Raw genomic sequence first — 21869 nt, 5'->3', positions numbered from 1 at the left:
CCCAACAGCACCCCCAGCAGCATCCGCCAAGCACCCAGATGCCGCCCGCCCCCCGGCGCACGTCATTGCCAAGTCCGTCAAGGTTGTCCACAACCGTGCCGCACACCCTCGGTCGGCGTTGTCCACAGACCGACCTCGGGTGTCGCCGACAGCTCTTAGACTGCTCGGATGACAGCGCTCGACGACGGTCCCCAGATCAGCGAAGCGCTGCAGGTTCTGCATCGCGTCTTCGGCTACGACTCGTTTCGCGGGAGCCAGCAGGAGATCATCGACCATGTGATCGAGGGCGGCGACGCGCTCGTACTGATGCCCACCGGCGGCGGGAAGTCGCTCTGCTACCAGATCCCCGCGCTGGTGCGAAAAGGCGTCGGAGTGGTGATCTCGCCGCTGATCGCGCTCATGCAGGACCAAGTGGACGCGCTCACCGCACTGGGCGTGCGCGCCGGCTTCCTCAACTCGACGCAGAACCCCGACGAGCGGCGGATGGTCGAGTCGGAGTTCCTGGCCGGCGAACTCGATCTGCTCTACCTGGCGCCGGAGCGGCTCAAGGTCGACGCGACACTGCGGCTCCTCGACCGGGGCATCGTCTCGCTGTTCGCGATCGACGAGGCACACTGCGTGGCGCAGTGGGGCCACGACTTCCGGCCCGACTACCTCACCCTCTCCCAGTTGCACGAGCGCTGGCCGGATGTGCCGCGCGTCGCGCTCACCGCGACCGCGACCGAGGCCACCCACGCCGAGATCGCCTCCCGGCTGAACCTGCAACAGGCCCGGCACTTCGTGGCCAGCTTCGACCGGCCCAACATCCAGTACCGGATCGTGCACAAGGACAAGCCGCAGAAGCAGTTGCTCGACCTGCTCCGCGCCGAACACGCCGGCGACGCGGGCATCGTCTACTGCCTGTCTCGGGCCTCGGTGGAGAAGACCGCCGCGTTCCTGGTCGACAACGGCATCGACGCGCTGCCGTACCACGCGGGTCTGGACTCGCGCGTGCGCGCCGCCAACCAGTCCCGCTTCCTGCGCGAGGACGGCATGGTGATGGTCGCCACGATCGCGTTCGGGATGGGCATCGACAAGCCCGACGTGCGCTTCGTCGCGCACCTGGACCTGCCGAAGTCGGTCGAGGGCTACTACCAGGAGACCGGCCGCGCCGGGCGCGACGGGCTGCCGTCCACCGCGTGGCTGGCGTACGGGCTCCAGGACGTGGTGCAGCAGCGCAAGATGATCGACGGCTCGGAGGGCGACCAGGCCCACCGCCGCCGGCTGGGCACGCACCTGGACGCGATGTTGGCGCTGTGCGAGACGGTCGAGTGTCGACGCGTCCGCCTGCTCGCCTACTTCGGCCAGGAGAGCACCGCGTGCGGCAACTGCGACACGTGCCTGTCGCCGCCCGCGTCCTGGGACGGCACGATCGCGGCGCAGAAGGTGTTGTCGACCGTGTGGCGGCTCAAGCACGAGCGGCGCGGGCAGAAGTTCGGGGCGGGCCAGATCGTGGACATCCTGCTGGGCGCCAAGACGGCCAAGGTCATCCAGTTCGACCACGACACGCTCCGCGTGTTCGGCATCGGCGCCGAGCTGAGTCGGACCGAATGGATGAGCGTGGTACGGCAGTTGCTCGCCATGAAGCTGATCGCCGTCGAGCCCTCGTTCAACGCCCTCGTGCTCACCGAAGCGAGTGACGAGGTGCTCGGCCGGCGGCGCGAGGTGATACTGCGTCGTGAGCCGGAGCGGCCGGCGCGTGCGGCCAAGGCCGACCGGGCGGCGAAGTCCGGCAAGGGCAAGGCCGCGCCGATCGAGCTGCCCGCGGCGGCGGCGCCGATCTTCGAGGCGTTGCGCGCGTGGCGCGCGGCGACCGCGAAGGAGCAGGGCGTGCCGGCGTACGTGATCTTCCACGACGCGACGCTGCGCGAGATCGCCACCACCGGGCCCGACACGTTGGCCGAGTTGGGCGCGATCAGCGGCATCGGCGAGAACAAGCTGGCCAAGTACGGTCAGTCGATCCTGGACACGCTGGCCGGCTCGACACCCGCCGGCCCCGCCCCGACACCCGCGCCCGCGCCCGGAGCGGCACGCACCCCGACACGCGCCCCGGCACCCACCACGACGGCCGCCTCGGCACCCGTCGCCGAACTCACCCGCGAGCCGGTGCCCGAGCTGATCCGCGAACCCCTGCCGGACTATCAGCCCGACTACGAACCGGACTTCGAACCGGAACCGGAGTACTACCCGGAATTCGAGCCGGACCCGGACTACCGCGGCTGACCGACCGAGGCCGGGGCGCGGGCGCGGGCGCACCGACCCCACCCCGCCCCGGTCCCGGCTCCACCGCAATCCCGGGCCCGCTCGCCCTCCCGCCTACCCGCGACCACCCACCACCCACCGGAGCGACCACCGCCCGCACGATCCCCCGACGAAGCAACCACCGCCCCGCCCACCACCACCGAAACAGCCCCCGAACGCAAAAGTGACCGGCCCCGAGGAGAAAATCCCCGGACCCGGCCACCCGTGCGGCCCGTCGGTCAGCCCTTGCCGGCCGAACCGCCGCCCTGCTCCGTGTCCATCCGGTCCAATTCGGCCAGGAAGCGCTCGATCACATCGCTGTCGGCCACCAGCGTGCCGACCGGCTCGCCGAGCACCTTGCCCGCCAGCTCCGTCGCGATCAGCCCCAGCTCCGCGTGCAGCGACGCGCTCGCCAGGGTGAGGTCCGCGTCCAGCTGCCGGTGGCCGGAGGTGACGAGCTCCTCCTTGATCCGCTGCCCCTCGGCGCGCGCCTCGGCCATCAGCCGGGCACCCTCCTCGGACGCCTGCTGCCGGACCAGCGCCGCTTCCTTGCGGGTCTCGGTCATCTGCGCCCGCAACTCGGCCAGCGCCGCTTCACTCTCCGCCTGGAGGTCCGTCGCCCGGTCGAAACCGCCTTCGAGCGCGTCGTGCCGCTCGGCGATCGTGCGACCGATGCGCGGCAGCAACACCTTCGCGAACACCGCGAAGACCACCACGAAGGTGATGAATCCAAAGATCAGTTCGGCGATATCCGGCTTGAGAGGTCCCATACTTCGAGATCCTCGAACACACCGGGGCACAAATCAAGTTCCCATCACCCCCTCCGGCCACTCGCCGTGAGCAGCGAACTCCACTGCGCAGCCCCGGGCCCGCTCGGCGGATCCGCGCCGGCCCGCGCGAATCCCGCCGGACCGGCCCACCTCTCACGCCCGGCCGCCCGAAAATGCGAGCGGCACGATCGGATCCCCCAACGGCCGCGCCGGGCCACCCGTGAGCTCCACCGTGACCCCGACCCCCGACCCCCGACGCCTCGTCGGTCGCCGACACCGGCAACGCAGTGCCCGGCCGGCGACGCACCGCGACGGTGCGCGCGAGCGCTGGACCCGCGGACGGTCGTATCCCCGCGCGTGGGGACACGACCCGTCCGCCGGGGTGCCGAGCACCGCCGGGCCTCTCCCTCCCAGGCCCGCCGGTGCCGGCCGCCGTGCGCCGGTCGAGACCGCCCCCATCGGTCGGCCCGCTCGACCGGGCGCACCGAGTGCGTCCCCACCCACCACGTCACCGAGGTTGGCGAACCTCACCGTCGAAGCTGAAGCCCCTGTCCAGCCCCCCGCGCCGGACAGTCGTCTTCCGCACCCGAGGCGGAGTCGCCACATGGTCGGTGTCCGTGGCGGGCGGACGTTGATATCCGGGCACGTACACCCACGCGGTCTCGTCGACCTCCTTGGCCAGCACGTGCACCTCCCCGTACGCCGAACTCTCCAGGCCGCCGCGCTCCGGGACGACGACCGCCTCGTGCCAGGACCGGGACACGATCAGTGCGAGGCAGGCGCGTTCGGCCGCGGCCAGCACCTCGCGCAGCGGGTCGGCGTTGACGAGCCGACACGCGGTGTTGATCGCGCTGCCCGACCAGCCCCGGGTGTCCTGCACCACGTCGCCCGCGTGCAGGGACACCCGCAGCCGGATCCGCGCCTCGTCGCTCGCGTGCCGATCGTGGTTGCGCAGTCCGGCGTGCAGCCGATCGATGAACAGATCGGTCAGGTCCTCCTTGGGCACGTTCGCCGGGATCAGCAGGATGGCCCCGTCGCCGCGGTCCTCGACCACACACGCGTCCCAGGCGATGCCCGCCGATTCGAGGGCGGAGTGCAGCAACTCGTACAGCCGACCGCGCACCCACTCCTGCGTCACGTCCGAACGTCGGCCGAATCGCTCGACGTCGAGCACCAGGATCGACATGTATCGCGACTTGGCTCCCACGAATTCCCCCTACCGCACCGTGCGCTTGCGCGCCCCTCGCTCCCTGCCCCTCAAGGAGTACTCCGGCGGCGGCCGGTTGTACGCGTCAGATGACACACAACGCGTTATCCGTCGGCCCATTCCCGCAAAGCCGGCGGATCGGGCACGACGATGCTGCCGCGCCGGGTCTCCACCAGCCCCGACTCGTGCAGCACCCGCAGCGCGCGGACCACGGATTCCCGCGAGATACCGATCGCGTCGCCGAGTTCCTGCTGCGTGGTCCGGATCACGAACGGCCCCTCGGCACTGCCCAGCGTGCGATCGGCCAGCGCCCGGGCCACCCGACGTCCGGTGGCCAGCGCGCCGTACTCGACACGCCACCGATCCGACTCGCGAATCCGCGACACGGTGCGGACCAGCACCGCGTACACCAGCGGGGCATTGGTGTTGAGCAACTCGCGAAAGCGGGACAGCGGCACGAGTACGGCCACCACCGGCCCCAGCGCGACCACGGTCGCGGACCGGCCGCGCCCGTCGATACAGGCCAGTTCGCCGACCAACTCGCCCGGCCCGCGCACCGCGATGGTGACCGCCGAGCCGTCCGACGTCGCCCGCTCGATCTTGACCTGCCCATGCTCGATCAACACCACATGGCGCGGGTGGTCGCCCTCCATGAACAGCGCGTCGCCCCGGTCGTAACCCAGCCGCCGGCCGGACTGGCGCAGGACGTCCCGGAGTTGGCTGGGCAGCGCCCTGTCGTCCTCGGCCACACCCGCTCCTCCGTCGCCCGTGCCGCCAGAGCTTAACCACGCACATTCCGATTGGTCAGGCGTTCACGGATCCCACCGACGGGTCCCGCCCCGGCCGAGTGGCGGACGGGCGCCCCGAACGCGAAGCGCTCGACCGAGCCCACCATTCGCCATCCGTCACCCGCCACCCGCCACCCGCCACCCGGCCCATCGCGATCCACGCTCGCAGGCGTGCATCGCCCCTTTCCCGGGGAGACATAGGAATCGCGTGAAGGCCGGAGACGGCGGCGACATCAACACGGCGAACGAACGGTGGCAGCATGGACGCACGGAAGCTCTACACCCAGGTCGTACAGGACCTGACCGCGGAATCGACGAACCGGTTCGTGGATCGCGCCGAGGCCGGTCCGGTGGATGTCGACGCGCTGCGTCGGATCGCCGGTGAGGAATACCGGATCATTTTGAGCGATCGACGCTCGTTCGCCCTGCTCGCGGCTCGCTTTCCGGAGGCATCGCCGCTGTTCCTGGCCCTGGCGAGCGGCGAGAACCAGGCATTGCAGTTGCTGATGCCTTACGCGGAGGCGATCGGCTTGAGCGCGGCCGACCTGCTCGAATACGCCCCGAGCGCCGCAGCGCAGGGCTACCCGCATCACCTGGCCTGGCTGGCCCAGTTCGGCTCGCGTGCCGAGGTCTCGCTCGCCCTGCTGGCCAACTTCGGGTTCTGGGGCGGGTATTGCGAGCGGTTCGCGCGGGCGCTGCGGACCCACCACGAGTTGACCGAGGACCAGGTCGCGTTCTTCACCTTCTTCGCGTCGTTGCCGCCGGGCTTCGAGGACGCGGCGCTGACCCTGTTGCAGACCGGATTGGACGCGGGCGACGACCAGGAGGGCGCCAAGACCGCCGCCCGCCTGATGCAGAGCTACGAACTGGCCTTCTGGGACGCCCTCCCGACGCCGTGACCGCATCGACACGGGTGCCCGGCCCGGCCCCGACCTCGGCGCGGGCACGGGCCCGGGCGCACCCGCACCCGCACCCGCACCCGCGCCCTCGCCCTCGCCCTCGCCCTCGCCCATCCAGTCCCAGTCCCAGCCTCACGATTCGCCCTACTTCGACTCGGTGAGCCCCGCCCCGGCCGCGCCCTCGGAGAACACCGCGTCCACCACGGTCGAGCGCGCGGTCTCCAGTTGCGCCCGGGTGTCGGCGGGAGTGGCCGGGTCGGCCAGCGCCTTGTTCACGTCCAGGATCCGAAACGGCGGGCCCGGGTGCGAATACAGCGGACGGAACTGCGCGCTGGTCACGCTCCACACGCCCGCGGCGTCCCGGGAGAAGGTGAACAGCCCGGCCGAGCTGTAGTTCCCGCGCGGCTTGTCCGGGAAGTTGGCCATCTGGTCGCCCATGCCGTAGATCACCCAGGTGCCGTTGACCTTCTCGTAAGCCTGCGGCACATGGTTGTGCGTCCCGATGATCAGGTCGACGTCCTTGACGCCGTTGTTCGTCGAGGCGGTCAACTCCTCGGCCAGCGACCGCTGTTGGGCGTCCGGCTCGCGTTGCCACTCGGTGCCCCAGTGCACGCTGAGCAGGACCAGTTCGGCGCCCGCGGCGCGGGCGGCCCGGGCCTGGGCGATCATCCGGTCCTTGTCGATCACGTTGACCGACCACGGCTTGCCCTGCGGCAGCGGAATGCCGTTGGTGTCGTACGTCCAGGACAGGTGTGCGACCTTGACGCCCTTGACGTCCAGGATCGTCGGCGCGGCCTCCTGCTCGGTCCGCGCGCTGCCCGCGTGGCGTACGCCCGCCGCGTCCAGCGTGTCCAGTGTGCGTTGCAGGCCCGTGAAGCCGCCGTCGAGCGTGTGATTGGACGCGGTCGAGCAGCCGTCGTAGCCGGTGTCCGCGAGCGTACGGGCGATCTGCGGTGGCGCGGCGAACATCGGGTATCCGGTGAACGGCCCCTCGGGCGGGGCGTACGGCGTCTCCATGTGGCACAGCGCCAGATCGGACTTCTGCACCAGCGGCACCACGTCCGCGAAGATCTTGTGGAAGTCGTTTCCGGAACCCGAGGTGCCCGAGGCACCCGAGGCACCGGACCCGGCGGATCCACCCGAGCCGCCCGAGCCGACCGCGTCGCGCTCGGACTGGGTGATGATCGTCGGATAGGCGAGCACATCCCCCGTGGTGGTCAGGGTGAGGCTGGTCGGCCGGCTTCCGGACGATGCGGAAGCGGGCGCGGACGCGGTGGGCGCCGAGGCCGCCGAGTCCTTGTGCGGGGTGTCCCGAGTTCGATCCGATTCCAGGATCAGGGTGATCAGCCCGGCCAGCAGGCCGAGCGCCACCAGCGCGATCGCGATGCCGTATCTCTTGCGTGACGTGTCCATGGCCCCGTGTTCCCCCCACCCCGGCACCGCAGCCGAAGAGCCGCCGTTTGGCGGAACTCTCCCAGCGCCCCCGGGTTCGCAGAACCCCGAACGCGCCCCGACTCGACACCCGTCGCAACGCGGTGCCGCCCGATCCGGTGGCTCAGCCGCGACCGGACCGCGACTCGCCCGTGGCTCATCCACGACTCACCCGGGCGGGCGACCCCGGGCACGATTCGGCGGCGCATGGCACGGGGGGAGCCATGCGCCGCCAGGCGGGGTGTGCGGTCGGCCGCACCCCCGGCGAGGTCTGCGACTAGCCGCACGCCTCCAGATACTTGTGCAGGACCAGCTTCGCCACCGAGGTGTGCGCGCCGATCGGCTCGGCCGCCGTGCAGCCGGCCTGCTCCGCGACCTCCGCGATCCGGCCGGTCGCCACGTCGGGGCCGAGCACGTGCGGCGCGAGCGCGATCGAGGCGGCGCCCATCTCGCGCAGCCGCTCGGCCGCGGCGAGCACCGTCTTCGGGTCGCCCAGGTCGGCGGTCATCACCGGCAGCGCGAGGCGGGCGGCGAGCAGCACACCGGTCACCTCGGCCGCGGCAACGGCCTCCGGGCCGCCGTCGGTGACCAGCACGATCCCCTCGGCGGCGGTCGCGACGCTGAACAGGCGGGCCCGGTCGGCGCGGGCCAGGCCGGCCTCGGACAGCCGCTCGTGCAGTACCTCGGCCAGCAGCGGGTGCGGGCCGAGCACGCCGCAGCGCAGGAACTCGCCCTCCGCGCCGGCGAGCATCGCCTCGATCCGGGCCGCGGCCTCGGCGTTCGGACCGAGCAGGAGTGGGACGACGACCGCCGATGGCGCGCCGCGCAGGACGGCGGCGAGGTCGGTCTCGCCCTCCTCTATCACCACCGGGCGGATGTCGAGGCCGGGCAGATCCGCACCGGCCAGCAACGCGACCTCGCCCACCAGGGCGAGCAGGTCGGCGTTCGCGGGACCGGGTACGGCAAGAATCAACGGTTTGGCGGCCTCCGGGAGTTCATGGGAATCGGGCCGACGGTGCCGTCCGCCCTGGCGGGGTTGCGGCACCCGGGTGGGCAGACCTGGAGTGCGGGCGGGCAGCGGGGACGCTGCGTCCGAGGAGGAGCTCATGGGACCGAATTTTATGGAATCCGGCCAAAGCCTTCACAGCCGGACGCCAAGAGCAACAGGACTGTTACGGCCATGATCGACGGCACCGGTGGGGGCCGACTCAGATTCGGGTGGCCAATTGTGGATAGTCCAACACCAATCCCTCGTGATCCACGAGCAGATCGCTGCGAAAGTCACCGGATTCGAAGCGCACCCGAGCCCCGTCGGGTTCCACTCCGAGGTGCGTGTACGTCTGCCAGGACGGCTTCACCACCAACTCCGGCACGGCCACGAAGGCCATCAGGAAGCGGTGCCGGCCGGTCTCCTCGTGCAGCCCGTGCCGCAGGATCGGCATCGTGTTGGTGAGCGGACACAGGCCCAGGTCGCAGTCGAGCGCCTCGGCCAGGTCGGGCCGCGGCTCGCCGTCCACGGTCCAGCCGTCGGCCGTGCGCCGCAGATCCAGTCGCCTGGTCTCGCCCGCACCCTGCGCGACCACGCGCAACCGCGTGGTCACGTAGTCCTGTGCCGTCTCCAACTCGTAGGTGAGCCGATAGGACCGAGGCGTCGTGCCCAGGGCCTCGCCGCGCGCGGAGAGCCGCGACTGCCCCAACTCGACCCACGAGGTCTCCTGCCCGCCGCTCTCGGTCACCTGCCACGTCAGTACGCGCTCATCCGTCACGTGTGCATCGGTACCCCGAATCAGCTCTCCACACCAACGCTTTTCCGACCTCCACACGCCCCCACCCCAGCCCCGGGCAGGCCCCGCTCAGCCGGCCGCGGCGGCCGCGGTCGCGAACAACTCGGGCAGCGTCCCGGCGAACGAGGGGGCCATCCGCGCGGCGATCACCCGCGCCTCCAGGTCTTCGCCCAGGTGTTCACGGATGTACTCGGCCATCCGCGCGCGCTGCCGCACCGCCGACTCCGGGTCGGGCGCGTATCGCTGGATCCGGTCGTAGAGCTCCAGCGTCCGCCCGGCGGGCGTGGTGCCGGTGAACACCCGTTCGGCCAGACCCGGAATCTTCGCCAGTTCGGTGCGCAATCGACGCACCTCGTTCGTGTACACGTGGTCGTGCGGAAACGTTCGACACCAGCCGTCGGCCGCCGGCCACTGCCCGCGCAGCATCTCGCCGTCCTCGGCCGCCTCGGCGATCGGGGTCGGACAGTTCGCGAACGTGGTCAGGAAGCGTGCGGTCGGCCCGGGCAGCGGCTCCTTCGCGTGTGCGGCCACGAGCGTGTCCCAGCCGGTCCGCGGATCCCAGGGCGCGGCGATCCGGAAGCCCTGCGGCACCTGCGGGTATTCGGACCGCGGTGCCCGGCGGCCGAGTTCGCGTTCGTACTCGGCCCGCATCCGCACGCGGCCCGCGTCCCCGGCCGTGCACATCGTGCGCAGCTTCGCCGCCGACGCCTCGCGCAACGGCAGGTCGGCGACCAGCAGTTCCGCCTGCGCCACGCCGTGCCGGTCCCACAGGGCGAGCAACGCGCCGAGCAGGACCGCCCGATGCAGCGGCACCACGAAGGGCTCGTACTGCTTGCGCTGGTAGGCGTTGCGGAACACCGGGCGCAGCGCCTCGATCCCGCCGCGCTCCCACAGCTCGACGCACTCGGCGGCGGTCACGCTCATGTGTCGCACCCGCAGCAGCGCGGCGCGCACCAGCGCCGGATCGCCGGACCACACCGCCGGGCGCCGGTAGCGGGCGTTGTCGGAGCGGATCGCCCGCTCGATCGTGGCCGGGTCGAGCGGGACCTCACCCGCGGCGGCCATGATCCGGTTCCGCTCCCGGTCGCCGGCCCGAGGATTGGCGTAGACGACCGCGTTCAGCTCCGGGTCGCCCAGATCGATCAGCGCGTCGTACCCCTCGGGGCGCAGGTGCTCGGCGGCGGCCAGCGCCCGGCGCTGCCGCGGCGTCGCGCCGCGCACCGCCTCGGCGACGATCGGCGCGGGTAGTCGGGCGCCGAAGTGCACCAGGTCGAGCACGGTGCGCGCGCGCAGGTGCGGGACGAGTGCGGTCAGGTGCTCCGGATGGGCCAGGAAGAGCAGTTGCCGCCATTCCGTGGCCACCGTGCGCGGCGGCGTCGGGATCACGTCGGTGCCGCCCTGGCCGGCGGCGGCCGCCTCGACGAGTTCGGCCACGGTGCCCTGGCAGTCGGGCAGCAGGGTCAGCAGCCGCGACCAGGCACGCGGGTCGGCCCCGAGCCGCTCGTCCAGCAGCGCGCTCACCTCGGTGATCGGGCGCAGGTAGGAGAAGCCGTCGTTCGCGCCGCAGTGCCTGAGGAAGCGCAGTACGGCGACGGCGGGCCGGCCCTCGGCGAGGAGTTCGGTGGTCACCCGGACGTCCCGGGTCCGGGCGGCGATCTTGATCAGGTCGGCGCCGGTGCCGTATCGGATCGCCGAAGTGATCAGCGGGACCGGGAGGCCGCTCACCTCACCCAGGTGTGGTGCGTAGGAGGCGCGCACCCGGGCGAACACCTCGCCCTCGGCGTTGTCCAGCGCGGCGAGCAGCGCGAACGCGGAGCCATACTGCATGTCGGAAAGCCCTCTCGGGAGTCGGGCCCACGCGGGGCCGACGGTGGGAAGGTGATCAGCCGCACGCGGCGGCGGCCGCGGTGTCGACCAATTGGGCCACACTGCCCTCGAACTCGGGCAGCAGGCGCAGCGCGACCACGGCAAACGCCACACGGTCCGCCGGGGCGACTCGACGCTCGATCAACTCCTGCAAGCTGTCGCGGAGTTCACTCGCGGCGCGGCCGTCGGGAGCGATCGTGTCGCGCAGCGCGAGCAGTTCCCCGGCCGAGGCCGCGCGCGGGCCGGTCAGCAGCTCGCCGATCGGCGTCCGGCCCGCCGTCACATCGGCGGCCATCGCCCGCTCGTGCTCGGAGAGTCCACGGCCGGCCATCGGGTCCAGCCAACCGATCGGCGTGGGCCAACGTCCGCCCGCCGGCGCCGACCCGACCTCGCGCCGCAGCTCGATCGGGCATCCGTCCTGTTTGGCCAACAGGGCCAACGACCCGTTGGGGAACGGCTTGCGGCGGTGCGCCCTGATGATCTCGGCCCAGTCCACGACGGGAGTCTCCAACATCGGCCAGCCGAATCGCGGCGGGTGGGCCCGCAGTCGCCGCACGAGTCGGCGGGTGCCGCTCGACGCGTCGATCTCCGCACGCAGCCGAGCGATCCCGGCGGGCGAGGACAACAGTTCGCGATAGCGCCGCGCCTCCGACTCGGGCACGGTCACCTCGTCGAGCAGGTCGAGCGCGGCCTGCGGACCGGCGCACTCACACAGGCGCGACAACGTGATCAGGAGCAGCAGGCGATAGCGCGGGACCCGGAACGGCCGCGGTTCCAAGCCGGCGGGCATCTGCATCTCGTGCCTGGCGTGCGGACGCAGCCCCTCGATGCCCTTGTCCTGCCAGGTCGCCAGGCTCTCGGCAAGCGTGATCGTCATCGTGTGCCGCTTGAGCATCGCCGCGCGCACCAGGAGCGGATCACCCGACCACAGTGCGGGCAGCCGAGTCGGGACGGACCAGTTGGTGCACAGCCGCTCCACCAACGTCGGGTGCAGCGGCGTCGGGGAGGCCATGATGCGGGCCCGAAGCGCCTCGCCGGTGTGCGCGTTGAGGTAGACGAGCGCATTCAGCGCGGGGTCCCCGAGCCCGATCAGCGCGGCGCCCACCTCGGGCAGTGCCCGCCTGGCCCGGGCCAGCGAGCGGCGCTGCGCGGGGGTGGCCCGGGCGATCACGTCGGCGAGCACGGCGGGCGGCACCTCGGCGCCGAAGCGGACCAGGTCGCGCACGATGTGTGGGCGCAGCGCGGGCAACAACCGCGCCACCGACGCCGGCGGCGCGAGCAGCCACAATTGCCGAAACTCCATCCGCAGTTCGCCCGGCACCGACAGGCCCAAGTCCTCGTCGCCCGTGCCCGCCGCCTCGATCGCCGCATGCAGCGGCCCCTCGTAGGTCGGCAACAGCGCGAGCAGCCGGCCCCAGGCCGCGGCCGAACCGCCGAGGTGACGATCCATCGACTCGCCGATGCCACGCGTGGCTTCGGTGTACGCGCGCGGGTTCTTGGGGGCGAGTGCGCGCAGCGCGCGCAACGCCGCCAGTGCCGGGCCGTTGTACAACTCGGCGATCGCGCCGCGCGGCACCCTCAGGTTGCCCGCGATCGCGAACAGCGCCGCGGCGTCGGCCAGGTGCAGGGCGGTGCGCACCACGGCGGGCGGCAACACCTCGGTATCGCGAAGTGCCGCCGGCATCTCGTCCCGGATCCGTGCGAAGATCATTCCGTCGGCATCGTTCATTTCGGCCAGCAGCGCGATGATGGCGGTCTTCGACACTTGTGCACCCTCCGTGGCGTCCTCACCAGGAAGCTACGGGGTCCGGCCGACAACCACTCGGCCGAGGTGCACCCACGCGCTCACCCGCTGGTGCACCCTTCAATCGGCTCTGCCGCTCGTCGTCGCGCACACTGCCCACGGTCGACGAAGACGTTCCGGGGCCGACGGGCGGATGTCGAAGTCGAGGATCTCGGTCGGCACGCACAGCGTCGTGCGCGTGGTGGGAATGTCGGCCACGCCGCGGGAACCGGCCCTCGACGGCCGCCGCCCCCGGGATCGGATACGTCTGCTCGGGTGTGGCCGAACCCGGTCGGATACGTGATCGCGTTCAGGCATGCCCGCCGATGGGCCACGGCCGAATCCGGGTGGCGCCGACACGCGGGCCGGACCTGACGCATGGTCAATTCACCAGCTCCGTGGTTCCATCGCGCTGTCGATCACCACCTTCGGAGGTCTCGTGAGCAAACGTGTCGCCCTCGTCGTGGGTGCCGCCGACCTCGGCGAGGCGGTCGCGCACCGGCTCGTCCGAGACGGTTGCGAGCTGATCCTTTGTGATCCACACGACCCCGCCCCGGCCGCCGCCCGCATCACCGGCGCCGGCGCACCCGTGACGACCCTGTGTACTCCGCTCGACGACCCGGACGATTTCCGCACCGCCCTCGGTACGACGCTGCGCGACGCCGGTCACGACGCGCTGGATGTGCTCGTATACACCCTGGTGTCCGCCGAGGCGTTCGTGCCGCGCCCGCTGGCCACGCTGACCGGACCCGAGTGGCAACGGCTCGCGGAGGACCCGATCCGGTACGGCCTGACGGTGCTTCAGGTCGCCCACGAGGTGCTGGCTCCGCGCCGGGGCCGGTTCGTACTGGTCGTGCCCGCCGTCGCGCTCGAAGGCGCGGCCGAGTTGGTCCCGCTGGCCACCGCCGCCGAGACGCTGCGCGCGCTGGCGAAGTCGGCGGCCCGGCGCTGGGCGGCCGACGGCATCACCGTCAACATCGTCACGCCGGACGTATTCGCCTACGGCGCCGAACACCTGCGCGGCACCGACGTGGACCGCGGCGAGGCGGTACTACCCGGGCCGGGCACCGCGGCGGACGTCGCGGACGCCATGTCGCTGCTGCTCGCACCGGCGGCGGCACGGCTGACCGGCACCACCCTGATCGTCGACGGAGGAGCGCTGATGACGCCGTGACCGGACATGTGGCGTTGGTGACGGGTGCGGCGGCCGGCTTGGGCAAAGGCATCGCCCTGGCCCTGGCGGCGGCCGGCTCCACCGTCGTGGTGACCGCCCGCCGGCTCGCGGCCGGCGCCGAGGTGGTCGAGGCGATCACCGCCCGCGGCGGCACCGGATGGGCGACCGAGTGCGACGTCACCTCGGCGGAGTCGGTACGCGCCGCGATCGAGGCAACCGCGGCCCGTTTCGGCCGGTTGGACGCGGTGGTGCACAACGCGACCTCGCGTCGCTCCAGCGAACCGGTGGACTTCGAGCGGGCCGGCCCGCAACTGTGGCGCGAACACGCGGACGTCTCACTCACCGGCTCGTTCACCGTGGCGCACGCGGCCTACCCGCATCTGCGCGAGTCCCAGGGGGCGTTGCTCCTCCTGACCTCCCCCGCGGGCATGCGAGGCAGCGCCAACCTGTCCTTCTACGCGGGCGTCAAGGGCGCACAACGCGGCTTCGTCAAAGCACTGGCCCGCGAGTGGGGCCCCGGCGGCGTACGCGTCAACGGCCTCGCACCGCTGGCCGTGACTCCCGCACTGGCAGCCGCATTCGAAGCAGACCCGACCATGGAGTCCCGAATCGCCGACAAGGTCCCGATGCGCCGCGTCGGCGACCCGGAAACCGACATCGGCGCCCCCGCGGTATTCCTGTGCACCGCCGGCTCCCGCTACATCACCGGCCAAACCCTCATCGTCAACGGCGGCCGCGACACCTTCTTGTAAACCCGAACGCCCCCACCACCCACCCCAACCCCGCCCCACGCCCCCACACACACCCACCCAAAAATCACATCCGGGCCCCAGCTCCACCATCCCCCCTCTCCCCGGCCCCGGAATCTGTCAGTGTTGCCCCGGACGGCGTCCTTGGCCTTGCGGGGGTGGGGGAACGATGGTCGAAGCGGAGTTGTCCGGAGAGTCGGCTCATGCCGCGTTGTTGCGGCGGGCGGCTCGGGTGTTGCCGACGCGGTTGCCGGAGTTGACGGATCGGCTCGTGGCGGAGCTTCAGGCGCTCGAACCCGCCTATCTGGCCGGCGGGGTGCCACCTGACGAGCTCTGGCAAAGTGCGCACGAGGCGTTGCGAGTGGGGGTGGGGGCGCTCGCGGTGTGGCCTCGCGAGCTGGAGGGAAGTCGGTGGGCCTCCGGGCGGCTCGCGCGTCGGCGCGCCGAGCAAGGAGTCCCGCTGGAGGCGCTGTTGCACGCCTATCGGCTCGGCGGGGTGTTGTTGTGGCAGACCCTGGTCGAAGTCGCCGCGGAGCAGGAGCCGGACGAGGTACGGCTGTTGGTGCACGTGGCCACGGACGTGTGGAACTTCGTCGACGGGCATGCCGGCGCGATCGCCGATGCGTACCGGCGGGTCGAGGCCGAGCTGACGAATCGTCACGACGAGCGGGTACACGCCCTGTTGGACACGCTCTTGGACGGCCGGGCGCCGGCGGCCGACCTCGCCGCCGCGGCCGCCGTACTGGATCTGCCCGAGCGGGGGCGGTACGCCGTGGTCGCGTTGCGCCATCCGTTGCCCGGTACGGGGGTGCACGACACGCCTCGGCGGGCGGCGCCGGACGGCGTGCGGGTGGTGTGGCGGGCCCGAATGGAGGGGGAGTTCGCGGTCGTACTGCTCGGTACGGCGGGGTTGGACGAGGTTGCCGAAACGTTCGGCCCGGCGGCCGGCTCCCGGGCCGGCATCAGTGCGATCGTCGACGGGCTCGCCGCGCTGGGCCGGGCTCGGCGGCTTGCCGAGATCGCGTTGCGTACGTGTACCGCCGACGGCGAATGCGCCCGGCTGGACGAGCGGTTGCCCGCCGCGCTGGTCGCCTCGCAGCCCGATCTGGCGCACGATCTCGCGGCGCGCGTACTCGGACCGATCCTGGCCCTCGACCCGGTGGACCGCGATCTGCTGCTCGGCACGCTCGGCGCGTGGCTCGACTCCGGCGGCTCGGCGGTGCGCGCGGGCCGTCGGCTGTTCTGTCACCGCAACACCGTGCTCAACCGATTGCGCCGACTGGAACAACTGACCGGCCGCGAACTCGGCCTCCCCCGCGACCTCGTCGAACTCGCCCTGGCCCTGGACGCACACCGCCTGCGCACCTGACGCGCGACGCAGCGTCCTGCGGCCCGCCCCTCCGCCCAACCTGCCCCGATACCTCACATCCGCGCCCACGCTGCCCCAGCCCGCCACCCGATCCCGCCCGCCACCCAGGCGCCCACCCCGCCCCTCCTGTGCCCCTGCACAAGGCCCCAGGTACCGCGTTGGTCGGATGCCCCGATGTGGTCCCGGCATCTGGACTCCGATCGCACCCCGTGCTGTGATCGCGGTCACTCCAACAGCGGGGAGGGGTGCGGTGGAATCGGAAGCGCTCCTCGTAGCGGGGCTGGAGGTCGTCTACGGGCGGTCGGTTCGGGCCCTGCGCGGCGTTTCGCTCGATGTGCCGGCCAACGGCGTGGTGGCGGTACTCGGGGCGAACGGAGCCGGCAAGAGCACGTTGCTCCGGGCCGTGTCCGGCACGCTGTCCCTGCATCGGGGCGCGGTCACCACCGGCACGATCCACTACGGCGGCACGCGACTCACGGGCCGCGACCCGGCCCTGATCGTCCGGGCGGGGGTGGTCCAGGTACCCGAGGGCCGGCGGGTGTTCGCCAATCTCTCGGTGGACGAGAACCTCCAGGCCGGCGCGCTGGGTACGCGCGGGCTCGGGCAGGGCAAACGCGCCGCGGCGAAGACCCGGACCAACCGCGACCGGGTCTTCGAACTGTTCCCGGTACTGGCCGAACGGCGTGCGCAGCGGGCCGGGCTGCTGTCCGGCGGCGAGCAACAAATGCTGGCGATCGGGCGGGCGTTGATGGCCGCACCGCGCCTGTTGCTGCTCGACGAACCGTCGCTGGGTCTGGCGCCGATGATGGTGGGTCGGATCGCGGGCGTGATTCGGGAGATCGCCGCACAGGGCGTGGCGGTGCTGCTCGTCGAGCAGAACGTGACGGTGGCGCTCGACCTCGCCGACAAGGCCTATGTGCTCGACGTCGGCGAGGTCCGCCTCGCGGGCTCCTCGGCCGACCTCGCGCGCACCGACGAGGTGCGCCGGTTGTATCTCGGCGAGGAGGAGGCGACCGGCGCGGGCGCCGCTGCCGTGCCCACCCCGCCGGCCCCGCGCAAGCCGCTCCGGAGGTGGGTGGAATGACCGTCGGCCCGACCGACAGCGCCGAGGTAGGGGAGTTCGACGTCCCCGAACTGACCGTACGCGCGGTCACCGTGCGCTTCGCCGGCCTGGTGGCGCTGGACGCGGTCGGCTTCACCGTCACGCCGGGCTCGATCCACGCGGTGATCGGTCCGAACGGCGCGGGCAAGTCGACCTGCTTCAACGTGCTTTCCGGCGTGTACCGGGCCGATCACGGCACGGTGCACCTGGGCGGGCACGAACTGACCCGGCTGCCACCGCATCGCATCGCCGCGCTCGGTCTGGCCCGCACCTTCCAGAACATCGTGCTCACCCGGGGCACCGTCGCGGACAACCTGCTGCTGGGTCGGCATGTGCTGACCACCTCCGGGTTCGCGGCCACCGCGCTGCACCTGCCCCGGGTGTCCCGCGAGCAGCGCCGACACCGCGAACGAGCACGCGAAATAGCTGAGTTCATGCACCTGGGCAACGTCTTCGACGCTCCTGTGGGGCTGTTGCCGTACGGCATGCGCAAGCGCGTCGAGATGGCCCGCGCGCTGTGCATGGAGCCCAAGGTGCTGCTCCTCGACGAGCCGGTCGCCGGGATGAACGCCGAGGAACGGGCCGAGACCTCGGATGCGATCGCCTCGATCCGCGATTCGCTGGGCATCTCGATCGTCCTGGTCGAGCACGACATGGGCCTGGTGATGCGGATAGCGGACGAAGTAACGGTGCTGGACTTCGGCCGCCGAATCGCAAGCGGCGTCCCGGCCGACATCCAGCGCGACCCGGCGGTGATCCGCGCCTACCTCGGGACCGGCGAGGAGTCCGAGGAGGAATCCGGCGACGAGCCCGGCAAGGCGTCCGGCAAGGCGTCCGAGGAAAACCCGAACGCCCCCGCCCACCGGCCGGACCCGCCCGTCCCGGCCGACACCACCGCCCCCAACCTCCACCACCCCGATCCGGCGGCCACCGACCGGGAGGTCCCGACATGACCAAGTTCGCCGAGATCATCCTCAACGGCCTCGCCCTCGGGTCCGTCTACGCCCTCATCGCCCTCGGTTTCGTGGTCGTCTTCAAGGCGTCCGGAGTAATCAACTTCGCGCACGCGTCGTTGCTCCTGCTCGGCGGGTTCACCGTCGCCAAGCTGCACGACGACCTCGGTTTCGCACTCGCGCTGCTTGCCGCGGTGCTGGTGACCGCGGCCGTGGCGGGCCTGGTCGAGGTGCTGTTCATCCGCGGCCTGGGCCGCACCGAGGTGCACACCCTGACCATCCTCACCATCGGCGTGGACATCCTGCTCACCACCGAACTCACCCGCCGGATCGGCTCCGACGTGCTGAGCCTGGGAGACCCGTGGAAGGCCGGCGTGCGGGACTGGGGCGGCGTGCACATCGCCGACGCGCGGATCGCGTGCATCGTGGTGGCGGTGCTGCTGATCGGCGCGTTCTTCGCGGCGTTCCGGTTCACCGCGTGGGGCCTGTCGATGCGCGCCGCCGCCGAGGACCGGGAGGCCGCCGCGCTGATGGGCATCCGGCTGGGCCGGATCCAGTTCACCGCGTGGTGCGTCGCGGGCGCCCTGGCGGCCGTCGCGGCGGTGTTCCTGGCCGCGTTCCCCTCCGCCGGCCTGGATCGGTCCACCGGCCAGATCGCGCTCGCCGCGTTCCCGGCCGCGATCCTGGGCGGAATGGACTCGGCCGCCGGCGCGTTGCTCGGCAGCCTCGTGGTGGGGCTGACGGCGGCGCTGATGGCGGGCTACCAGAGCGACATGTCCTGGCTCGGCGCCAATCTGGGCGATGTCGCCCCCTACGTCGTGATGTTGCTCGTGCTGATCTGGCGGCCGACCGGCCTGCTCGGCTCGAAGGAGCGTGCCCGTGTCTGACCGGGTGTCCTCGACGGTGACCAGGCCCGCGGAAACGCTGCCCGCGCGGCACGCCTCGCCGGCCCTGCCGGGGCTGCGCAGGTGGGTTCGGCCGGGCGCGGTGACGGCGGTGGTGCTGGTGCTGCTGGTGCTGCCGTTCTACGTGACCGCGTTCTGGTTGCAGACCGGCCTGTTCGCGATGGCCGCCGCGATCGGCGCGATCGGGCTGAACCTGCTGTCCGGCACCACAGGCCAACTCTCGCTCGGACACGCGTTCTTCCTCGCGTGCGGCGCCTACGGCTACGTGTGGTTCGCGGGCGACTCGGGCAGGGTCGGCGTGCAACAGCTGAGCGGACCGGGCCTGCCGCCGCTGCTCGCGCTGGTGCTCGCGGTGCTGCTGACCGGCATCGTGGGCGGCCTGTTCAGCCCGATCTCCGGCCGGCTGCGCGGGATGTACCTCGGGGTGGCCACGCTGGCCCTGGTGTTCATCGGGCACCACGTCATGCTCAACGCGAAGTCGGTGACCGGCGGCTTCAACGGACGCTCGGTCACCCCGATGGAGTTCGGCGGCTTCACGCTCACCGACGGCGACCCGGACGGCCTCGAAGTGCTCGGCATTCCGTTCGGACAGTTGGAGCGGTTGTGGTACTTCGCGCTGGTGCTGGTCCTGGTCGCCGCGCTGACCGCGCACAATCTGCTGCGCGGACGACCCGGCCGGGCGCTCGGCGCGGTGCGCGACAGCGAGATCGCCGCCTCCGTCATGGGAGTTCCGGTGGCCCGCTACCGCTCGGCGGCGTTCGTGGTGTCGTCGATGTACGCGGGTCTGGCGGGCGCGCTGATCGCGATGATCTTCAACCGCGTGGTGCCGGACTACTTCGGGCTCGCGCTGTCCATCGACTACCTCGCGATGATCGTGATCGGCGGTCTCGGCTCGGTCACCGGCGCCGTGGTGGGCGCGGTGTTCGTGACGATGCTGCCGCAGGTGCTGAGCAAGTACGCGGACACGCTGCCGCTGGTGGTGGCGCCGGGCAGCCCGGATTCCGGGGTGGGACCCGGCGAGGCCGCGCGCTACCTGTACGGCGCGGCGATCGTGCTCGTCCTGCTGTTCGCGCCCGGCGGGCTGGTGGGCCTGCTGCGCGGTCGACCCGGCGGCGCACCCACCGGCCGCCGCACCGTACGACTCGGACGTACCAAGGACTCCATCCGTACCGGCTCGAAGGGGTAACACAGTGAGGCTCCGGAATGGCGTGCGTGTGGGGGCGGCGCTCGCGGCGCTCGTGCTGGCCGCGACGGCGTGCAGCACCAAGGGCGACGACGACAAGAAGGACAAGCAGTCCGGTGGGGTCAAGACCGGGCCCGGGATCACCGACACCACCATCACCCTCGGTGCGTTGACCGACCTGTCGGGTCCGTACGCGCCGCTGGGCAAGAGCATCGTCAACGCGCAGCAGTTGTACGTGGACGAGATCAACGCGCAGGGCGGGATCTGCGGGCGCAAGCTCGCCGTCACGGTCCGCGATCACGGCTACGACGTACAGAAGGCGGTGGCCGCCTACACCGAGATCAAGGGTGGCGTCGCGGGCTTCCCGCAGGTGATCGGCTCGGCCGTGGTCACCGCGTTGCAGGACAGCCTGAAACAGGATCAGATCCTCACCTTCCCGCAGGCGTGGGCCGCGACGCTGCTCAATCGGCGCGAGATCCAGATCGTCGGGACCACGTACGACATCGACATGATCAACGCGATGGACTTCCTGGGCCAGGCCGCCCAACTCAAGTCCGGGGACAAGGTCGGGCACGTCTACTTCGAGGGCGAGTACGGCGAGAACGCCTTGGCCGGCGCGAAGTTCGCGGCCGGGAAGCTCGGGGTGCAGATCGTCGAACAGAAGATCAAGGCGACCGACACCGACCTGACCGCGCAGATCGCCGCGATGCGCGGTGCCGGCGTCAAGGCGATCCTGATCAGCGCCGGTCCGACGCAGACCGCCACCCTGGTCGGTTTCGGCGCGGTGGCGGGCCTTCGGGTGCCGGTGCTCACCAGTGCACCGGGCTTCCACCCCCAGGTGATGGCCAGCACCGCGGCGGGGGCGCTGGAACAACTGCTGTACGTGGTCAGCGCGGCGCCCGCGATCGGCGCCGACATGCCTGCGGTCAAGAAGCTGGCCGCGGACTACAAGGCCAAGTACCCGGACGGGACGCTCGATCAAGGGGTGATCTCCGGGTACAACGCGATGAAGATCTTCGGTGAGGACCTCAAGGCGGCGTGCGCCGACAAGGACCTGTCGCACGCCGGAATCATCGCCGCGCACCGGAAGCAGAAGCAGATGGACACCGGGCTCGGCACACCGCAGGACTTCTCCGACCCGACCAAGCCGGCTTCCTACAAGTCGTACATCCTCAAGCCGAGCAAGACCGTGCCGGGCAACCTGGTGATGGCAAAGGATGCCTTCGAGGTGCCTGGGGTGCACGAGTACAGGCTGCCTGCGGCGGGGTAGGTGCTGGGGGGCGGGAGCACGTGGGGGCGTGTGGGAGCGCTGCGGTGGGGGCGGGGGTGTGGGGGCGGGGGAGGTGGGGGCGGGGGAGGTGGGTCGTGAGGGGGCGGCGGTGCCGGGCCGGAGTCGTGACGGGGGCGTTGCTGCTTGTTGGGCGACTTCGTCGCCAGCTCGCGAGGCACCACCTTTTTCTCTCCCCCGCTTCGCTCCTCCGAGAAAAAGGCGGCCCCTCGCTCGGGACTTCGTGTCCCTCCGCTTCGCTCCGGGCCACGAAGTCCAAGTTTGCGGCTCCGCCGCTCTCCGCGCTTCGCGCGTCGATCACCGAGGGCGGCGCGGGTCGGGGGCGCTGACGCGCCGGG

At 71.6% G+C, this 21869-nt stretch carries 18 protein-coding genes; 10 read left to right on the top strand and 8 right to left on the bottom strand.

Annotated elements, in window-relative coordinates; all coding sequences use genetic code 11:
• The first annotated feature begins 168 nt into the window (after positions 1 to 168).
• Entirely contained in the window at positions 169 to 2262 is a 2094-nt protein-coding gene (gene recQ, locus A3IC_RS0151565) for a DNA helicase RecQ (RefSeq protein ID WP_020557874.1), read from the top strand.
• A gap of 257 nt (positions 2263 to 2519) precedes the next feature.
• On the opposite strand, the gene A3IC_RS61555 is transcribed toward recQ, so the two are convergent.
• The 3 genes from A3IC_RS61555 to A3IC_RS0151550 form a co-directional block, all read right to left on the bottom strand.
• Positions 2520 to 3050: a F0F1 ATP synthase subunit B family protein gene (locus A3IC_RS61555; protein ID WP_020557873.1), complete on the bottom strand. Its 531-nt coding sequence runs from the start codon at positions 3048 to 3050 to the stop codon at positions 2520 to 2522.
• 508 nt (positions 3051 to 3558) lie between these two features.
• On the bottom strand, positions 3559 to 4257 hold the full coding sequence (locus tag A3IC_RS63815) for a hypothetical protein (protein ID WP_158696484.1): 699 nt from the start codon (positions 4255 to 4257) through the stop codon (positions 3559 to 3561).
• A 104-nt stretch (positions 4258 to 4361) separates the two neighbouring features.
• Positions 4362 to 5006, bottom strand: coding sequence for a Crp/Fnr family transcriptional regulator (locus A3IC_RS0151550; RefSeq protein WP_020557871.1), 645 nt, complete (start codon positions 5004 to 5006; stop codon positions 4362 to 4364).
• A 299-nt stretch (positions 5007 to 5305) separates the two neighbouring features.
• On the opposite strand from A3IC_RS0151550, the gene A3IC_RS61545 reads away from it, so the two are divergent.
• Positions 5306 to 5944, top strand: coding sequence for a thiaminase II/PqqC family protein (locus A3IC_RS61545; RefSeq protein ID WP_020557870.1), 639 nt, complete (start codon positions 5306 to 5308; stop codon positions 5942 to 5944).
• A gap of 144 nt (positions 5945 to 6088) precedes the next feature.
• Here the strand turns inward: A3IC_RS61545 and A3IC_RS61540 are convergent, their stop codons facing one another.
• From A3IC_RS61540 to A3IC_RS0151520, 5 genes are all read right to left on the bottom strand, one after another.
• Complete coding sequence (locus tag A3IC_RS61540) at positions 6089 to 7357, bottom strand: CapA family protein (RefSeq protein ID WP_020557869.1); 1269 nt, start codon at positions 7355 to 7357, stop codon at positions 6089 to 6091.
• A gap of 295 nt (positions 7358 to 7652) precedes the next feature.
• Positions 7653 to 8483, bottom strand: a complete 831-nt coding sequence (locus A3IC_RS61535) for a sirohydrochlorin chelatase (RefSeq protein WP_086018575.1) — start codon at positions 8481 to 8483, stop codon at positions 7653 to 7655.
• A gap of 100 nt (positions 8484 to 8583) precedes the next feature.
• Positions 8584 to 9141, bottom strand: coding sequence for a putative glycolipid-binding domain-containing protein (locus tag A3IC_RS0151530; protein WP_020557867.1), 558 nt, complete (start codon positions 9139 to 9141; stop codon positions 8584 to 8586).
• 87 nt (positions 9142 to 9228) lie between these two features.
• Positions 9229 to 10986 carry a hypothetical protein gene (locus A3IC_RS0151525; protein ID WP_020557866.1) on the bottom strand — a complete coding sequence of 586 codons (1758 nt, stop codon included), beginning with the start codon at positions 10984 to 10986 and terminating at the stop codon, positions 9229 to 9231.
• A 55-nt stretch (positions 10987 to 11041) separates the two neighbouring features.
• Positions 11042 to 12790, bottom strand: a complete 1749-nt coding sequence (locus A3IC_RS0151520; RefSeq protein ID WP_020557865.1) for a hypothetical protein — start codon at positions 12788 to 12790, stop codon at positions 11042 to 11044.
• Between the two features lie 457 nt (positions 12791 to 13247).
• Here A3IC_RS0151520 and A3IC_RS63810 point away from each other — a divergent pair, with 457 nt between their 5' ends.
• The 8 genes from A3IC_RS63810 (at position 13248) to A3IC_RS0151480 (ending at position 21513) form a co-directional block, all read left to right on the top strand.
• Positions 13248 to 13982 carry an SDR family NAD(P)-dependent oxidoreductase gene (locus tag A3IC_RS63810; RefSeq protein ID WP_020557864.1) on the top strand — a complete coding sequence of 245 codons (735 nt, stop codon included), beginning with the start codon at positions 13248 to 13250 and terminating at the stop codon, positions 13980 to 13982.
• Positions 13979 to 14734 (top strand): SDR family NAD(P)-dependent oxidoreductase, encoded by a 756-nt coding sequence (locus A3IC_RS0151510; RefSeq protein WP_020557863.1) that lies wholly within the window; start codon positions 13979 to 13981, stop codon positions 14732 to 14734. The genes A3IC_RS63810 and A3IC_RS0151510 overlap by 4 nt, the downstream gene beginning before the upstream one ends.
• A gap of 166 nt (positions 14735 to 14900) precedes the next feature.
• Positions 14901 to 16100, top strand: coding sequence for a PucR family transcriptional regulator (locus tag A3IC_RS61525; protein WP_052174180.1), 1200 nt, complete (start codon positions 14901 to 14903; stop codon positions 16098 to 16100).
• Positions 16101 to 16350: 250 nt separating this feature from the next.
• On the top strand, positions 16351 to 17184 hold the full coding sequence (locus A3IC_RS0151500) for an ABC transporter ATP-binding protein (RefSeq protein ID WP_020557861.1): 834 nt from the start codon (positions 16351 to 16353) through the stop codon (positions 17182 to 17184).
• The gene (locus A3IC_RS61520; protein ID WP_020557860.1) at positions 17181 to 18155 is read left to right on the top strand and encodes an ABC transporter ATP-binding protein; all 975 of its coding nucleotides are present in this window, start codon (positions 17181 to 17183) and stop codon (positions 18153 to 18155) included. Before A3IC_RS0151500 ends, A3IC_RS61520 begins: the two co-directional genes overlap by 4 nt.
• Positions 18152 to 19042, top strand: coding sequence for a branched-chain amino acid ABC transporter permease (locus A3IC_RS0151490; RefSeq protein WP_020557859.1), 891 nt, complete (start codon positions 18152 to 18154; stop codon positions 19040 to 19042). Before A3IC_RS61520 ends, A3IC_RS0151490 begins: the two co-directional genes overlap by 4 nt.
• A gap of 37 nt (positions 19043 to 19079) precedes the next feature.
• Entirely contained in the window at positions 19080 to 20246 is a 1167-nt protein-coding gene (locus tag A3IC_RS0151485; RefSeq protein ID WP_425387415.1) for a branched-chain amino acid ABC transporter permease, read from the top strand.
• A gap of 4 nt (positions 20247 to 20250) precedes the next feature.
• Complete coding sequence (locus A3IC_RS0151480; protein ID WP_040879010.1) at positions 20251 to 21513, top strand: ABC transporter substrate-binding protein; 1263 nt, start codon at positions 20251 to 20253, stop codon at positions 21511 to 21513.
• Positions 21514 to 21869 lie beyond the last annotated feature (356 nt).

It is taken from the genome of Embleya scabrispora DSM 41855, from assembly GCF_000372745.1.
Lineage (GTDB): Bacteria > Actinomycetota > Actinomycetes > Streptomycetales > Streptomycetaceae > Embleya > Embleya scabrispora.
The sequence above is the reverse complement of the archived record's forward strand: the minus strand, read 5'-3'. Positions and strand labels throughout refer to the sequence as shown.

Bases quoted from the DNA above. Each gene is read 5' to 3' on its own strand.
- recQ (WP_020557874.1), top strand. From the start codon at position 169: ATGACAGCGCTCGACGACGGTCCCCAGATCAGCGAAGCGCTGCAGGTT.
- A3IC_RS61555 (WP_020557873.1), bottom strand. From the start codon at position 3,050: ATGGGACCTCTCAAGCCGGATATCGCCGAACTGATCTTTGGATTCATC.
- A3IC_RS61545 (WP_020557870.1), top strand. From the start codon at position 5,306: ATGGACGCACGGAAGCTCTACACCCAGGTCGTACAGGACCTGACCGCG.
- A3IC_RS61540 (WP_020557869.1), bottom strand. From the start codon at position 7,357: ATGGACACGTCACGCAAGAGATACGGCATCGCGATCGCGCTGGTGGCG.
- A3IC_RS61535 (WP_086018575.1), bottom strand. From the start codon at position 8,483: ATGAGCTCCTCCTCGGACGCAGCGTCCCCGCTGCCCGCCCGCACTCCA.
- A3IC_RS0151525 (WP_020557866.1), bottom strand. From the start codon at position 10,986: ATGCAGTATGGCTCCGCGTTCGCGCTGCTCGCCGCGCTGGACAACGCC.
- A3IC_RS61525 (WP_052174180.1), top strand. From the start codon at position 14,901: ATGGTCGAAGCGGAGTTGTCCGGAGAGTCGGCTCATGCCGCGTTGTTG.
- A3IC_RS61520 (WP_020557860.1), top strand. From the start codon at position 17,181: ATGACCGTCGGCCCGACCGACAGCGCCGAGGTAGGGGAGTTCGACGTC.
- A3IC_RS0151490 (WP_020557859.1), top strand. From the start codon at position 18,152: ATGACCAAGTTCGCCGAGATCATCCTCAACGGCCTCGCCCTCGGGTCC.